Annotated in this window: 16 protein-coding genes; 5 read left to right on the forward strand and 11 right to left on the reverse strand. The window is 41.0% G+C overall.

The genetic code is table 11. From position 1 onward, the window contains the following. Positions 1 to 5: 5 nt before the first annotated feature. A complete protein-coding gene (locus tag WMZ97_RS05445) occupies positions 6 to 1,214 on the reverse strand; it encodes an acyl-CoA dehydrogenase (RefSeq protein ID WP_343271104.1) in 1,209 nt (402 codons plus the stop codon). Positions 1,215 to 1,435: 221 nt separating this feature from the next. On the opposite strand from WMZ97_RS05445, the gene WMZ97_RS05450 reads away from it, so the two are divergent. Next, a complete protein-coding gene (locus WMZ97_RS05450) occupies positions 1,436 to 2,467 on the forward strand; it encodes a hypothetical protein (protein WP_343271055.1) in 1,032 nt (343 codons plus the stop codon). 12 nt (positions 2,468 to 2,479) lie between these two features. Continuing rightward, a complete protein-coding gene (locus tag WMZ97_RS05455) occupies positions 2,480 to 2,815 on the forward strand; it encodes an IS1096 element passenger TnpR family protein (RefSeq protein ID WP_343271056.1) in 336 nt (111 codons plus the stop codon). A gap of 159 nt (positions 2,816 to 2,974) precedes the next feature. On the opposite strand, the gene WMZ97_RS05460 is transcribed toward WMZ97_RS05455, so the two are convergent. Beyond that, positions 2,975 to 4,042 carry an SLC13 family permease gene (locus tag WMZ97_RS05460; RefSeq protein WP_343271057.1) on the reverse strand — a complete coding sequence of 356 codons (1,068 nt, stop codon included), beginning with the start codon at positions 4,040 to 4,042 and terminating at the stop codon, positions 2,975 to 2,977. Positions 4,043 to 4,417: 375 nt separating this feature from the next. Beyond that, a complete protein-coding gene (locus WMZ97_RS05465) occupies positions 4,418 to 5,587 on the reverse strand; it encodes a pyridoxal phosphate-dependent aminotransferase (RefSeq protein ID WP_343271058.1) in 1,170 nt (389 codons plus the stop codon). A gap of 186 nt (positions 5,588 to 5,773) precedes the next feature. Here WMZ97_RS05465 and WMZ97_RS05470 point away from each other — a divergent pair, with 186 nt between their 5' ends. Together WMZ97_RS05470 and WMZ97_RS05475 are read left to right on the forward strand one after the other, a co-directional pair. After that, entirely contained in the window at positions 5,774 to 6,562 is a 789-nt protein-coding gene (locus WMZ97_RS05470) for a carbon-nitrogen family hydrolase (RefSeq protein ID WP_343271059.1), read from the forward strand. A gap of 34 nt (positions 6,563 to 6,596) precedes the next feature. Continuing rightward, a complete protein-coding gene (locus WMZ97_RS05475; RefSeq protein ID WP_343271060.1) occupies positions 6,597 to 7,442 on the forward strand; it encodes a YitT family protein in 846 nt (281 codons plus the stop codon). Between the two features lie 77 nt (positions 7,443 to 7,519). On the opposite strand, the gene WMZ97_RS05480 is transcribed toward WMZ97_RS05475, so the two are convergent. The 3 genes from WMZ97_RS05480 to WMZ97_RS05490 all read right to left on the reverse strand — a co-directional run bounded on the left by WMZ97_RS05480 (position 7,520) and on the right by WMZ97_RS05490 (position 9,892). Further along, positions 7,520 to 8,215 (reverse strand): YkyA family protein, encoded by a 696-nt coding sequence (locus tag WMZ97_RS05480; RefSeq protein WP_343271061.1) that lies wholly within the window; start codon positions 8,213 to 8,215, stop codon positions 7,520 to 7,522. 22 nt (positions 8,216 to 8,237) lie between these two features. Continuing rightward, positions 8,238 to 9,146, reverse strand: coding sequence for a polysaccharide deacetylase family protein (locus WMZ97_RS05485; RefSeq protein WP_343271062.1), 909 nt, complete (start codon positions 9,144 to 9,146; stop codon positions 8,238 to 8,240). 368 nt (positions 9,147 to 9,514) lie between these two features. Next, positions 9,515 to 9,892: a hypothetical protein gene (locus WMZ97_RS05490; RefSeq protein WP_343271063.1), complete on the reverse strand. Its 378-nt coding sequence runs from the start codon at positions 9,890 to 9,892 to the stop codon at positions 9,515 to 9,517. 271 nt (positions 9,893 to 10,163) lie between these two features. Between WMZ97_RS05490 and WMZ97_RS05495 the strand changes: the two genes are divergently transcribed. Further along, the gene (locus tag WMZ97_RS05495) at positions 10,164 to 10,517 is read left to right on the forward strand and encodes a hypothetical protein (RefSeq protein WP_343271064.1); all 354 of its coding nucleotides are present in this window, start codon (positions 10,164 to 10,166) and stop codon (positions 10,515 to 10,517) included. Between the two features lie 88 nt (positions 10,518 to 10,605). Here the strand turns inward: WMZ97_RS05495 and WMZ97_RS05500 are convergent, their stop codons facing one another. From WMZ97_RS05500 to WMZ97_RS05520, 5 genes are all read right to left on the reverse strand, one after another. After that, a complete protein-coding gene (locus WMZ97_RS05500) occupies positions 10,606 to 12,123 on the reverse strand; it encodes an MFS transporter (protein ID WP_343271065.1) in 1,518 nt (505 codons plus the stop codon). A gap of 183 nt (positions 12,124 to 12,306) precedes the next feature. After that, positions 12,307 to 13,029, reverse strand: coding sequence for an amino acid ABC transporter ATP-binding protein (locus tag WMZ97_RS05505; protein ID WP_343271066.1), 723 nt, complete (start codon positions 13,027 to 13,029; stop codon positions 12,307 to 12,309). Beyond that, a complete protein-coding gene (locus tag WMZ97_RS05510; protein WP_343271067.1) occupies positions 13,026 to 13,688 on the reverse strand; it encodes an amino acid ABC transporter permease in 663 nt (220 codons plus the stop codon). Before WMZ97_RS05510 ends, WMZ97_RS05505 begins: the two co-directional genes overlap by 4 nt. Positions 13,689 to 13,769: 81 nt before the next feature. After that, entirely contained in the window at positions 13,770 to 14,585 is an 816-nt protein-coding gene (locus WMZ97_RS05515) for a transporter substrate-binding domain-containing protein (protein ID WP_343271068.1), read from the reverse strand. 333 nt (positions 14,586 to 14,918) lie between these two features. Further along, complete coding sequence (locus tag WMZ97_RS05520; RefSeq protein WP_343271069.1) at positions 14,919 to 16,397, reverse strand: adenosylcobinamide amidohydrolase; 1,479 nt, start codon at positions 16,395 to 16,397, stop codon at positions 14,919 to 14,921. Between the last annotated feature and the right edge of the window lie 154 nt (positions 16,398 to 16,551).

A 16,551-nucleotide genomic window follows, 5' to 3' on the forward strand; every position in this document is an offset into this window, starting at 1 on the left:
CTCCTTTATCGATATTTTTTAAGTTCAAGTCTGGCAATCTGGCGGCGATGCACCTCATCCGGACCATCTGCCAGCCGTAATGTTCGCGCATTGGCCCAGTGATTTGCCAAAGTATAATCATCACTAACCCCTGCACCGCCATGTGCTTGAATCGCCCGATCAATGACCCGCAATGCCATGTTTGGCGCGACAACTTTAATCATGGCAATCTCTGCTTTGGCTTCTTTATTACCAACGGTGTCCATCATGTATGCCGCCTTCAGCGTTAGTAAACGTGCTTGTTCAATATCGATTCGCGATTCAGCGATCCATTCTTGAACAACACCTTGGTCAGCAATTTTCTTCCCAAAAGCAACACGACTTTGAACACGCTTACATAAATCTTCAAGCGCTCGCTCTGCTGCACCAATCAACCGCATACAATGATGAATTCGCCCCGGTCCAAGCCGTCCCTGAGCAATCGCAAAGCCTTTGCCCTCACCCCAAATCATGTTTTCTGCTGGAACACGTACATTTTCATAATCAATTTCTGCATGTCCGTGTGGTGCATCATCATAACCAAACACCGGAAGCATTCGTTTTATCGTAACGCCAGGTGTGTCCAGTGGAACAAGAATCATAGATTGTTGTTTATGCTTCGCAGCGTCTGGATCATTTTTCCCCATGACAATGGCAATTTTACAGCGCGGGTCTCCTGCACCTGACGACCACCATTTCCGTCCATTGATAACATACTCGTCTCCATCGCGGATAATGCTTGCTTCAATATTCGTCGCATCACTTGACGCGACATCCGGCTCGGTCATGGAAAAACAAGACCGAATTTCCCCTGCCAATAGTGGCTCTAACCACTGTTGTTTCTGTGCTTCAGTACCATAACGAGCAAGCACCTCCATATTTCCTGTATCTGGTGCATTGCAATTAAATATTTCGGGGCCAATCAATGACCTTCCCATGATTTCACAAAGTGGTGCGTATTCCTCATTCGTTAAACCAGCACCATAGTCACTTTCTGGTAAAAATAAATTCCATAGACCTGCCGCTTTGGCTTTTTGCTTCAATTCTTCCATAATTGGCGGAATCGCTTCCCACCTGCTCGCTTGCTGGTTTAACTGTTCCTTATACGTTGCCTCATTTGGATAAACATGTTCGTCCATAAAGGCAATCAGCTTGTTCTGCAGTTCTTTCACTTTCGTTGAATATGAAAAATCCATCATGCTCCCCCTTTCTATTATACCTACCGGATAGTATGTTCAGAATCTTATTTATAATTATAAACTAAACTGGTTCAGGATTGCAACTTATAATTTTTTGCCATTCAACGGCCAAATAGCCATGGAATAAAGCAGTCAGATGGTAGGGCATTGCAGCGCATTTGTGATATAATTTCGGATTACTAAGGCTTTTCCAATGTATAGGAGGGAGGAGTATTCATATGAAAAAAGAATCTTCAATAATAAAAATGGAACAATTATCTTTTGGTAGCCTACTAGATGACAATAGTCAACCAGAGAAAGCCCATATAAGCCAGAACCGAACAATCCATGAAAATAGAAAGACATTCCCTATCAATCTCATCATTGATTTTGATCAATTCATGGATTATATGGAGCAATATTCTTTTCAACTTACAAAGATCAAGGAATACATACCACCAAAGCATCTTCCTAAAATCAATGAGCAATTATCGATTCCAGCGGATGGGGTGACCAACCATATACAGCAGGAATACTATCCATATATCCATTTATTCTATCATCTTGCCATAAGTGGACATTTATTGGAGAAGGTAACAATTTCCTCCAGCAAGGTGCAATTACGTTTCACGGACAGATGGACCATGTACAAAGCGTTAACGGATACAGAGAAATACCTCTTTTGGTTCGAAACATTCTGGGCCGACGTGAATTGGGCACAACTATTAGACCAACACAAAAATCCTGTCCACCACATGCTTTCGGACGTTTTCACAAAATTAATCACAAAAAAGTCAGGGGATTGCTTGAATCTGGAGCAAGAACGTTTACTGGCCAATCTTATATTTCAATGGAATTACTTTTTTCTCTATATGAAATGGTTTGGCATCTGGATTTGCAAAAAAGATCAGGATAGAATCGATCACTATGGGAAAAAGAAAATGTATTTTGCGAAAACAATAACACTTACATCTTTTGGTAAGAATATGATTCCTATTTTATTGGAAACCCGAGATTTGCAAACATGTAATATCCCATTGCGGTGTGAACATGGAGAAGTCAACCCACTTCCCGGATCAACGTTGCCGGAAATGCGAGATGACCATTCCCTAAAAAAGCGGTGGGAAAATCGAAATGATCCGCAACCGTTTTATCAAGCCTTTACAGATCTCTTTCCTAAAAGGGACCTCCAAAGCACATTACCAAGACTTGAACGGAAATTCACAAGTGGGATGCACACGTTCAAAGTAACACTTACAAATAATATGTGATGCCGAGTTGTTTTGTCCGCCACGCATACCATGGAGGATCTGCATCACACCATTTTGCAGGCATTTCAGTTTAATGATGACCATCTTTATTCTTTCTTTATGGATGGAAAAAAGTGGTCACATAACTGTATTGTTTCCCCTTTGGATGATGGGGGTGGGCAAAACGCAGCCAGCATCACGATTGGGTCCATTGGAATGCATCCCAGGAAACGATTTCTCTACCTCTATGATTATGGCGATGAATGGATATTTACCATTACGGTAGATCACATTCAAGATGATGAGCCTGGGCCGGTTAAGCCTTATATAGCAGAACGAAAAGGGGATGCCCCGGTGCAGTATTATTGACGGTACCTTTAATAGACATGTAAATAATTTCAAAATAAGTTGTCTTGGTAATAATTAAACACTGCAACTTTCTGACAAACAAAAAAACAGCCAAAGAACCAGTAATCATACGGTTTTACAGCTGTTTTTTCTTCATTACCATTACCAAATTCAAGTCATCTATCCAAAGATCAAAATAAACACAAAATAAACAGCCATTGCAATCAAACCAACAGGAACGCCAAATTTCGCCCATTGAACACTAGTAATTTTCAGCTTTCCAGCGGCGATGATATTGGGAATATTCCCCGGAATAAGGATTCCACCACTAATCAGTAGTCCCATTAAAATAGCTTTAATCGTAGTCGGATCCATCGCTGGGCTGATTTCTGCTGCGGCCAGTGTTGCATTATCCAATACCGCAGAAATCATGTTAATCCAGTACATTAGCAACGGACTTAATCCGATGACATATTTTTCGATAAACGGCTCAAATCCTGCTCCTAGAAAAGTCAGTGCCATAACAAACAAGAATATCTTCAGGCTTCTGATAATAATTTCCGGATACGATTCTGCACTACTTGCCGATGGCGTCGCTAATCCCTCCTCATCTTCTTGATCTTTACCAGCAGCCAATTCTGAGTTTTTCTTTTCTGCCGGGTCTTTCGGTGTAATGACAATCGCAGCCAACACCCCAAAAATAACAACAGCGGGAATAACGGATGTTCCTATCTGTTTCAGTAAATAAAAGAAACTTTCATCTAATTTACTCGTCACAATCGTTGACAATGGTTCGCCGATGGGTGTAAGCGCCGCCCCCAGTCCAATCGCAAAGCATGCTAATACTACGAGACGAATTTCCGATTTGGTGTCTAATTTTAAGAAGCTAACAATGGTTGCCAAAATAATTGCGGCAACAATTGCCGTGATAATACTGGATAATAAGCCGAGTACAATCACAAATAATGCAATAAACAAGCGGTACGGCATTGCCCGGCTGATAGCGATAACCCCATTCTCGATAGGTGTTTGAAACCAGCGGAACAAGAGACCGGCAATCAGGACGGCCAACGTAATATTAATGGGATCCTCAAGCGCTTTTTTTATTAAGTCCCAATCCAGCACTTGACTGATAATCGTGGCTGCTACCCCCATAATAAATAGAAACACTTCCAAATTTCGTTCGACAATTTTCGTGAAAGGTAAAAATAATACGAGAAGCAGGATAACAATGAGCCCTATAATCATAAAACCGTATTCCTCTTTTCTTCTTTATATGTAGTAGTAAATCAAACATTCTATCTTAATCATATAACTTTTTTACTAGAAAACGCAATGGACTTGTCAACATAACACGTATTTTTTATAACTATCTTTATAACAGCTAGCATGTAGTACGTCGTAGAATATTAAACCGAAAAAAGACTTGAATTGCTACCCACCTCGACGACTTACTTGCTCATTTCAACAAAAATCAACCAAGCTATCCACCATAAATTGTGTGCATAGCTTGGCTTCTTTCATTTTTATAACAGCTCTTTGGGCCCATTAAATATTGCCCGGGAAATATTTATCAAAATCTGTCGGATGTATCCCAGCCGATGACAAATATCATTTACCAAATTAAAACAACCCGAGCTTAGCAATTCGATTTAACGCTTCTTCCAGTCGCTCCGTTGTGTCAAGCAATCCGACCCTGACATAACCCTCTCCCTGTGCACCAAAACCGTTCCCCGGCGCAACAACGACATGGGCTTTTTCCAATAGTAAATCAGCAAATTCCTCCGATGTATAACCGGTTGGGACAGACAGCCAAGCAAAAAAGGTGCCCTTAGGCATATCTACCTGCCAGCCAATGTCCCGCAGCCCGGTTATAAAGCGATCGCGTCGTTGTTTATATGTATAACGTAATTGTTCCACTGCATGCTGATCGCCAGTAAGGGCTTTTGCTGCTGCTTCTTGAACAGCACCGAACAAGCTGACAAATAAATGATCCTGTAATAGATTTAAATGCCTGATCACCGACCGATTCCCCACAGCAAATGCTACTCGCCACCCGGCCATATTATATGTTTTCGATAATGTATAAATTTCAACTCCCACATCCTTGGCACCGGTAGACTGTAAGAAACTGACTGGTTTTTCATCAAATCCCAATGCCCCATAAGCAAAATCCTGCACCACACAAACATGATGATGCTTGGCAAGGTTTACTGTTTCATCAAAAAAGGCTTTCGTTGCTGTAGCTGCTGTCGGGTTGTTTGGATAATTTAAGAATAATAGTTTCGCCTGTTCAAGTACGTCCGAAGGCAGCTTACTATAATCAGGCAGAAAGTTATTTTCCTTTGTTAATGGAATAAATGCTGGCTTTGCATCCGCCATGGCGATTCCCGATAGATAATCCGGATAACCGGGGTCTGGCAGTAGCGCGACATCCCCTGGATTTAACAGACATTGACTCAATTCAACTAGACCAGCTTTCGCGCCAAATAAAATAGCCACTTCCTGTTGGGCATCAAGTGTCACACCATACTCTCGTTGATAAAAAGAAGTAACAGCTTCTTTCAAATAATCGAACCCCTGAAATGGGGAATATTTATGATTAATTGGATCTTCTGCAGCTTGTTTTAATGCATGGATTATCGATTCTGGTGTCGGGAGATCCGGATTTCCCTGTCCCAAGTTAATAACGTTATGACCCTGCTCCTTCATTTGCTGCGCTTTTTTGACCAGCTTGGCAAAAAACTGCTCAGGCAGCCGTTCAAGCATTGCTGATGGTTTGAAATCTTGCACGTTCCGCCACTCCCATCGATTTGAAGTTTTCCTTTATGATAGCGTTCAACCAGCAAATTGTAAACCATCCAATGTAGCCAGCCGGCTTAATGCAATATTCCTATTGCTACATTTTGAATACTGTAAAATTTCGCGAATTGGTTGTAAGATAGGAGTAAGGTTTATTTTGAAAGGATGGGATCGTTTATGAAGTATGCTGTTTATCAAACGGAAATCGTTGCTGGGAATCCAAAAGAAAATCGGGAAAATGTGAAACAATGGATCGAGACGGTTGCGAAGCGGGAGCAACCAGATACCGTTGTGCTGCCGGAAATGTGGAATACCGGATATGCATTGCCAGATTTAGCTAATATTGCGGATCAGAACGCGGAACCAACAGCAGCATTCCTAAGCAATTTAGCAGAAAAATATAACATGAACATTATTGGCGGTTCGATTGCTAACCAAAAGGGAGGAAACATTTATAATACAAGTCTTGTCTTTAACCGGCGTGGAGAGCTAGTCTACCAATATGACAAAATTCATCTTGTACCGATGCTGGATGAACCTAGCTATTTAACTGGCGGACAACAAAAGGCTGCCATTTTTGAATTGGATCAGGTTAAAATGGGCCTCATCATTTGTTATGACCTTCGTTTTCCCGAAATCTCCCGGCAACTAGCTTTAGCTGGTGCTCAAGTATTGCATGTTGTTGCCGAGTGGCCGGCAGCACGACGCGAACACTGGAACGCACTGCAAACCGCCCGGGCGATTGAAAATCAATTTTATGTCGTCTCCAGCAATGTCGTTGGCACATATCAGGATACGGAGTATGCCGGAGAATCCATGATTATTAATCCATGGGGAACGACGATCACAGCTGGCCAGCAAACGTCCATTGAAACCCTGACAGCAACCCTGGACCTTGCTTTGGTACCTAAAATCAGAAAAGAAGTGCCTGTGTTTTCAAGCAGGGTTCCAGAAATGTATAATTAAGCAAACATATTACAATAAGGGGGGCGTTTTTCCCATGAACCAAACAACAAAAGACATCCTGCTAATCATCGCCGGCTCCCTTATTTTCGCACTTGGGATTAACTATTTTGCCATTCCCAATCATTTGTCTGAAGGTGGCGTAACCGGCATTACCATTGTAACCTATTACTTGTTTTCCTGGTCACCAGGACTCGTCAACTTCGTATTAAACATTGTATTAGTAGCAGTTGGTTACCGCTTTTTCAGCAAACGTGTTGTTTGGTATACGATTCTAGCGATTATTTTTTCATCGGTGTTTTTACATGTAACTGTTCATTGGGGCAGTGGTATAAGCCATGATACATTACTTGCCGCGTTATTTGCCGGGTTAACGGTTGGCCTTGGCCTAGGATTTATCTTTCGCACAGGTGGTACATCAGGTGGTTCAGCAATCTTAGCCCGTCTGATTAATGAACTGCTTGGCTGGAGTATTGGGAAAGGGATGCTGGCAATTGACATTGTTGTGATTGCCGGTTCAGCTTTTATTATTGGACAAGAGAAAGCGATGTACACCTTTGTCTCTGTCTACGTTGGTGCCAAGGTAATTGACCTGATCGTGGAAGGAGCAAATGAACGATCGGCCGTACTGATCATCTCCCGGGAACCAGACGAAGTATTAAATCAGGTAACCAGTAAGATGGCTCGTGGAATTACAGTGCTGGAAGGAAGAGGCGGCTATACCCAAGCAGAGAGGGAAGTACTCTACCTGGTCATTAATAAACAAGAAATTGTACACCTGAAGAAGATCATTGAAGAAATCGATCCTGATGCTTATGTAACCGTCCATGGGGTGCAGGAAGTTTTTCGCAAAGGCTACAAGGGAACACGTGAAAAAACATAAAGGTTACACCCACTTAAGAATAAGGAGTCCATTTTTTAGGGGAGGCATTTTTAACCATGCCTCCCCTGCTATATAAACTAATCCACAGCTAAACCAGTTTCGCCGGAATCAGCCAGTTCGCTATGCTTTTGATTCAGTCCCGCTAACTTATAATACGCTTCCTCTGTCTGATTATATTGTTTCGTCGATTGATTGAACTGCTGGATAAGTTTCTCCATTTCTTGACTTTGCTCGTTCATTGTCTCAATTTGCTGATCAAGTTTATCCGCGCTAAATTTTTTGTCTTCCAATTGTTGATAAAACGTCTTTTGCCGATCCAACTGATCCTGATATTCTGCAAAGAAGCTATCAATCAACTGCTTACGGTCGTTCATCAATTTTAGAAGTTTCGTTACCTGTTTCTTTTGCTTGCTATCTCTGATTTTCTTCAGGTTTACTTCCACTTTGGTCGAATGCTTATAGGCCGTTTGAAAGTTTTGCTTGGTATCCTCCAATAGTTGCTGTTGGCTGTCCGTGTATTTTTGGGCATCCCGAAGCTTTTGTTCGATGGTATCGGCATCTGTAATGTCCAAAGCAATTAGTTCTTCGTACACTGCTTGCTCCTTTTCGCGGTTTTCATCCAATTCTTTTTGATTTGCTGCAAATTCTTCTTCCAGCGATGCCGACTTCTCCATTTTCTTATATATTTCAGCTGCTTGCTTCTCATCAGCATGACAGCCGCTTACCATAGCTATTAATAAGATCATACAACCAAGTACAAGTATTCGTTTCAATCCAAATTCCCCCATAATGCCTTTAGTTGATTGAATAACAACGCCCTTCACATGGAAATGTTATCGCTGGCATATCGTTCGTCAATACTTTTGTCTGGTATCCTTGTTTACGAATATAGTTCAATAATGTTGACAAATGCTGAACCGTCTCAGGCCGATCATGCATTAATATCACAGGTGTCTCTCCTGCTTGTTCCAGTTGTTGGATTTCCTCAATGGTTTGTTGCACATACTGTTTATTTTTTAATTCCCAATCACGGCTGTCCACGTTCCAATCCCAAATTTTGAAATCTTTTTCCCTCAATAAATCACGCATATCCTCTGTCAAATATGGGACGCTCCCGTACGGAAGGCGGACAAGTTTGGACTTGACACCTGCAATGTCGACTAAAATTTGCTGATCTTTGGTCATCTCCTTTACTGGTGCTGCAGGATTTGCATATATCTTTCCAGCTTGATGGGTAATCCCATGCAAGCCAAGCCCGAAGCCCTCATTTTTCATGCGTTTTACCACGTCTGAATGATCCTTCATATTTAGTCCAAGCATAAAAAACGTCGCCTTCATCTGATATTTATCCAGCGTATTCAACAATTGATGGGAAACTTTTGATGGCCCATCATCAAATGTTAAGTAGATCGCATGCTGTTCTTGATCTGCTTGATTTTGCTCAGCAACAGCCTGTTGTCTGGCCAACTCTTCTTTATTCCTTTGTTCGACAATGACCGATTGATTTAATGTCGAATCAGCAAAAGCCTTCATTGGCTCAAACGTATATGATAACGTCTCCAACGGGGTCGGCTGTACAACTTTTTCGTCGCTGCTAGATGTGTTCTTTTTACTCATACCCGTTAAGCCAAATAACAGCACTAACATCGTTACCAGTAAAACTGCCACTGCAATTTTTCCCTTTATATTTAATCGTCTGCGCATATTCTCGTCCCCTGTTATGTATAATAGGTGTCAGACTTTCTCTGTTTTACGTTTTTTAAGACAAATGAAAGCGTACGTGGCAGCGTTGCCATTCATTCCATTATCTTATTATACAGAATATGAATCGCCACAAATCTGGAAAAGGCGACAATTTTCACAATAAGTATATAACAACCCAATATTAGAACCATTTATTTATTTATTAGACAGATAGTTTAGTAGAAAGGTTTCACTCTTTTATTTTAGTAGAAAATGACCAATCGTTCAATGACTAATTTCACATCATTTTAAAAAGCACTGGGGTAATCCCCAATGCTGGTAGTGCTTTGTTTACATACATGTTTCACCGCCAAATAATACAGAAAAGATTATGTAGGAACAACAGTTTCACGTAGTTCCTTCTCATTTTCCCATGTTGCTTTACATCTTTTCTTGGCAACAAGAATTGGTACTAAAATAATACTTTCCAATCCATCCATAGAATCGATGACTTGGTTTAGGTTTTTGACATTTGTCACACGAATTCCTTGTTGGTACATTTTATCTGCATCAATCATGTCATGACACTGCATTTGAACAGCGACATTGTCGTGCGTAACCACTTGATCGTTCGTTAGCTGCATCATTGGCCTGGCCTTACTCTCGCCAAACAACCTCTTTGCTACTACTCGTTTTTCCCCATTGTCAAACTCACATAACAACCAGCCAGTTTCTGGTATTGATATGGACTTTATAATTTGTGGCATGTTTATTCCCCTTTAAAATTTGCTATTTAATCACAGAATATGCTTCGGATGTCTTAAAGTCAAAACGGTATTTTTCATTTTATTTCGTTAATAATTAAATATACGGCTATAAACAAAACGAAAATTCCAATTCCCTTTTACAAATTTATTTTTTATGCATCTATTAAACTGAGAATATCGCTTTTTATAGTATTTTTATATTTTTTAAGAAATTGTACTCTGTGCTAACCCATGATATATTATGAATAGAAACAAGAAAGGAGGGTGTTAAATGAGCGAGCAAATATTGGAACAACTTGTCGAAGAGGTTAAAAATATCAAAAACAAAATGGCCTCCAAAGACGATCTGGCTGCTATGGCTTCCAAAGACGATCTGGCCGCTATGGCTTCCAAAAACGATCTCGATCAAATGGCTACCAAAGACGATCTAAATTCTTTGGCCACCAAAAGCGATCTGGTGGAACTTGAAAGAAAAATTGATCGTAATCATAAGCAAATTGCCAAGAATACCGAAAGCCTGCATACATTGACTAAAGACTTCCCTCGCCACGAGAAAATAATCGAAACACTTTCTTTGCGCTCGAATGAACATGACAGTGAAATCCGAGCACTGAAACTACGATAACACGCTAAAATTCCTATTTTTGTACCAGAACTGCAAAAGGGTACAAACCCTGCTTCGGATTCGTACCCTTTTATAACTTGTAACCCATTTACGCTTGATCATTCTCCGATTCATTTATACGTTTGTCAATCTTCTGTTTTTCTTCACTCCACCACAAGCCACCTTCTTTTGCATCGTCCAACACTTCTTGAATCTCCGTTTTTTCCTCAACTGCGGGCGGGGATCCACGAAGAGCTTTGCCTGATGTATTTTTAAGGAAAAATGTAACAATGACAATCCCAATCAACGATGCAAAAATGATGTAATAGGCCGGAGCTAAATTACTTGCTGTCACGTCAACCATCCAGGCGACTAGCAATGGCGCTGTCCCACCAAACAGCGACGTCGAAATGTTATACGTTATCGCCAGTCCCCCATACCTTACATTTGTAAAAAATAAGGAAGGCAACTGTGATGGCATTGTCCCCTGTAATGCTGCAAGCAAGGTAGCCAATATCAATAAGCCAACAAATACTAACCAACTATTGCCGCTATCAATTAACATAAAGGAAGGAATAGCAAGAATAATCACTCCAACTAAACTGCTTTGAATGATTCGTTTATTCCCCAGCCGGTCGCCAAAATGCCCCATTAAAATAACCAATGGTATCATAATAAACATAACAATTAAGATTAAAAGTAACCCCTGTGTTTCCCCATAACCAAGTACCGCGGTTAAATGGGAAGGCATATATGTCAATACAGTATAGTCAATGACATTATAGAAAAAGACGAGAATTAGTCCAATCAACAGTGGCCGCCGGTGATGAATAAGAATATCTTTCATCGACACATGCTGGTCTGCATGTGCTTCTTCAGCTTGCTCTTTTTGCTCTTCCATTTTTTCGAATGCTGGTGATTCCTCTAAATGGGTTCGTAAATATAAACCAATAAAACCGATTGGTGCAGCAATGAGGAATGGAATCCGCCATCCCCAATCAAGCATTGTGTCCGAACCTAAAATAAATGTCAGTAATGTAACGATACCGGAACCACCAATATAGCCAACTAATGTCCCAACTTCCAACCCACTGGCCATTATGCCACGTTTTTTATCAGGAGTGGACTCGGCAATAAATGTCATCGCACCGGAATACTCTCCCCCGGTCGAAAACCCTTGCACTAACCGCGCAACTAATAACAAAATTGGCGCTGTTATTCCAATCGTAGCGTAACCTGGTATGACACCAATACATAAGGTTGCCAGTGCCATCATCACGAGTGTAATAGCAAGAATCTTCTTTCGTCCCAACCGATCTCCCAACATTCCAAAAAACATACCGCCAATCGGCCGGACCAAAAAGGCAACAGCAAAAGTAGCAAAGCTAAATATAAGTTGTGTTCCACTAGCTGATTCAGGAAAAAATACTTTTCCAATCGTCGCTGCCAAATAAGAGTAAATCCCAAAGTCAAACCATTCCATCGCATTTCCCATTGCTGTAGCAACAACTGCCTTTTTCGCTACATCGGTATCAACGACCGTAATATCTTCTTTATGCAATTCATGTTTTTTCTTCTTTTTATGTGACTGCTTATGATGCTTCTTACTCTCTTTGTTGTCCATCATACTCCTCCCATGTAAAAATATTTCCTTTTTTAATATTCTCCATTTACGTCATTTTTATTGATATATACGAGTGTGTCATTCCCGAAAAAAGCCTCATTAAAACATGAAAATAACCAACAAAAAAACAGCCTTTCATCTAAGCTGTTTTTTGACCAAGAAAAAACTGTTCCTTCTATTAAAACACTACAAAATCTTATTCAGAAAATCCTTCGTACGTTCTGATTCCGGGTTTGAAAATATTTTCTGGGGATCGCCTTCCTCCATGATAATCCCTTCGTCCATAAACAATACCCGGTCACCTACTTCTCTGGCAAAACCCATTTCATGTGTGACGACAACCATTGTCATTCCCTCGATTGCCAACTGTTTCATCACTTCAAGAACATCTCCAACCAGTTCCGGATCGAGGGCGGAGGTTGGTTCATCAAACAACATGACTTTCGGCTCCATTGCAAGTGCCCGAGCGATAGCAACTCGCTGTTGTTGACCTCCGGATAACTGACTGGGATACATCTCCGCTTTATCACTCAGTCCAACCTTTTCCAATAAACGTAATGCCCGGTTTCTTGCTTCCTGGTTACTGATTTTCCGAACTTTTATTGGGGCCAGCATAACATTTTCAATCACAGATCGGTGGGGAAACAAATTAAACTGCTGAAACACCATCCCCACCTCTGTTCGTACTTCGTTAATATTTGTCTTTTTATCATTTAGACGGTAGCCATTAACCACAATATCTCCACTGGTCATTTCTTCTAACATATTTAGGCAACGCAGGAAGGTACTTTTTCCGGACCCGCTTGGACCGATAACACAAACAACTTCTTGTTCTTTAATTTGACAGGTAATCCCTTTCAATACTTCCAGGTTACCAAATTTTTTGTGTAGATCTTTTACTTCAATCATTGGATATCCAACCTTCTTTCTACCAAACGTAAAACAAGGGATAACGTTAAAGTAATCGCCAAGTAAAACAAAGCAACCGTCGTATAAATTTCCACAGCATTAAAATGGTTGGATGCAATCATTCGCCCCTGGAAAATCAACTCTGGGACAAGGATAACAGATAAAAGAGAGGTATCCTTAATACTGATAATAAACTGGTTACCAAGTGGAGGGATCATGCGTTTAAATGCCTGTGGCCAAATGATGTAGCGCATTGTCTTCCCATGATCGAGACCGAGAGATCTCCCTGCTTCCATCTGTCCTTTTTCAATCGATTGGACTGCCCCACGCACAATCTCGGCGATGTATGCACCAGAATTCAATGCGATCACAATCACGCCTGCCGTTACAGATTCAAACGTATACCCAGTAATAAGCGGGAGTGCAAAAAATATCCAGATTGCTTGAACCAGTACTGGAGTACCACGGATAACCTCGACATAAATACTGGCGATCCAATAGATAATCTTATTTTTGGAAATTCGACCCAGTCCAAAAATTGCTCCCAGGATAAAACCGATGACCAGACCCAATACAGAAATAAGGAGCGTATAGTATAAACCTTGTAAAATTTCGGGCCAAAAATCGATAACCCCGGCCCAATCAAATCTTCCTATCATCTTGTCACCTCTCGATAGTCTAGTAAAGTGCAAAAGGGTGTAACAATTGGATGGTTACACCCTTTAATATGTCAATAAATATTATTCTGGCCTTTCACCAAACCATTTCTCATAGATTTCATCGTACTTTCCATTATCTTTCATGGTAGCTAGCGCTTCATCTACAGCTTTTACCAGATCATCTTGGTCCTTTGAGAAGGCGATACCATAGTTCTCTGCCTCATACAGATCGCCAACCATTTTCAAACTGTCTTCGCCTTTAGTTTGAATATAATAGGCTACGTTCGGTGCATCATAAAGAATCGCATCAACACTGCCGTTTTCTACCGCTAAATAGGCTTGATCAAGCTGTTCATATTCTTTGGCTTCTGCACCATCAATATTTTCCTTGATGTACGCTGAACTGGTTGACCCGAGGCGTGTGGCAATTGTCTTTCCTTCTAAATCATCCATTCCATTAATATCGTCATTATCAACTGCGACTCCGATTCGTAATCCCGATTCATAGTAGGGCTCACTATAATCAATCTTTTTCGCCCGTTCATCCGTGATACCGATTCCTGCTAAGGCGATGTCAAACTGACCGGTTTGCAAACCAGGAATAATTCCATCAAAATTCGTGTTTTCAAGATTGATTTTAAAACCAACCTCATCGGCAATCGCATGGATCAAATCAATATCAAATCCCGTATATTCGCCATCTTCTTTAAATTCAAACGGCACAAATGATGTATCACTAACAACGGTATATTCATCTTTCAAATTACTTCCCTCATCTGCTGCTGATCCATCCTCTGATCCATCCGCTTCTTTTTCTGAGCCGCAAGCCGACAGCCCAATGATAATAATAAATGAAAATAACACCATGCTTATCCACTTTTTTAAACCCCTTGGCATTACAAAAGTCCCCCTTTTATTGTGTTAACTCATACGTATTCATTAACTTTAACAAAGATTCATTATTTAGAAAAATCTCCTTTTCGTCCATATAATTGGATTGACAGGCCTAAGCGTATTTAACGTACATCTAAAGAGGGGAAATCCTTAAATTATTTCCGATACCTGTAAAATACGGATGATTCTAACAATTAAACATAAATAAATTGCAATTTTTTACATTTTATTAGGGCATATTACTACCACTGCTAAAAAGTATTTCGACTAATGGCATCATAGAAAAACCGGGAATTCGACTTGATTCCCGGTTTTTCTACTCCTATGATGAAGTTTTTAGTTGGTAGATCGTGTATTGGATTTCTTCTCGTTCAAGTGATGATGAAGCGCTTGTTTCATACACGTATAAACACCTTTACCGACAAGGCTTCCAAGTGATGTGATCGATCCGCCATAGGTAAGTGTTGGACCATGCTGTGTCCCTGCAATAAGAATGCTGTCTGCTGAGGTTCCCGTCACATTGTCCATCACAGCAATCTCATGCAATGCCTTGACCTTTGCTTCCGTTGCGAGCATCATACATTGAATAAAGGCCGTGTCAGTTAGATTACCATTTACAAAGACCCATGTATTGATGGTTACAAATGGTTGGTTCGAATGAAATTCATGATTTCCCACGTGAGCTGTATCGACCGCATTGCCACTTCCTGCAGTCACCACGATAAATACCGAGCAGTCATCAGATGATACGAATTGATAGGCCACATCGGTTGGGCTGGCAGCTGTTTTCATCCCAACCGTCTTATTTGGATCAAATCCACGTGATGCTAAGTAGCCCATCATTTCTTGTTGATAATCATCACATCGAAGGTTTCTGTCTACATGCCGATTGACAAACGTTTGGTACCAGCCTGTTCCTGAACCCGTCACACCGGATGACATCGTTTTTAATGGATATGGGGACTGAAGATAAAGCCCTTCTTCATTTATGTGCAATAATCGGTCATCGATAATAGGAAATGGTTTTTGCGTCTCCAGCTTTTCCGGTACAAGCATAATTTGTGGCTTAGGAATTTTGGGATGAGGATGTTTCTCCACTTTTGTTTGATAAACTTCTTCGACGGTAGCTGCTTTTAACACGTCATCCGGACGATCACAAATTTTTGTCCGGCCTTGGTGCAATAGTAATAATCGATCACAATAAATACTTGCCAGGTTTAAATCATGAAAGATGGATACCACCGTCAGCTCTTTATTTACCGTCCACTGTTTGAGCAAATCAAGCAGCTCCTTCTGGAAAGCCAGATCAAGATGGTTAGTCGGTTCATCCAGTAACAGTACTTTCGGCTGCTGGGCCAATGCCTGTGCCAAATAAACCCGCTGCCTCTCCCCACCTGATAATTGATCCAGCAAGGCATCCTGATATGCATTAACACCGGTCTTTTGCATAACATCATGGACAACGTGTTCATCCTTTTTTGCTAGCGAGGAAAACAGTCCCTTTTGATGGGCATACCGGCCAAGTGTAACCGTCTCCTTTACGGTGTAACTAAACGTTTGCGATGTATGCTGTGGTAAAACAGCTACCTGTCTGGCAAAATCTTTAGCAGAAAAATCCGTGACTAACCGACCACTCAATGTAATTTCTCCCTGCTGTACAGGCAATATACCACTAACCATGTTCAAAAGGGTTGTTTTGCCACTCCCATTCGGCCCAATAATTCCAAAAAACTCCCCTTCCTTCACTTGGAAGGTAACATCGTGTACGATTGTTTTATTTGCATACCCGCCTGAGACATTGTGAACGTGAATCATGTATTTGTTACCCCTTTTCCAATTGTGCCATTGCTTTCGACGACGGTGTGTTTTAGTGAGCTTGGGCGATCTTCGCTTTCGATTGAAGGAAATCACCTTCAGAATATGGGTTGTTCTCTGCCGACTTGATGGGGTTCTCTCCCGACTTCGGGTT

Source organism: Lentibacillus songyuanensis (genome assembly GCF_039548255.1).
Classification (GTDB): Bacteria; Bacillota; Bacilli; order Bacillales; family Amphibacillaceae; genus Lentibacillus_C; species Lentibacillus_C songyuanensis.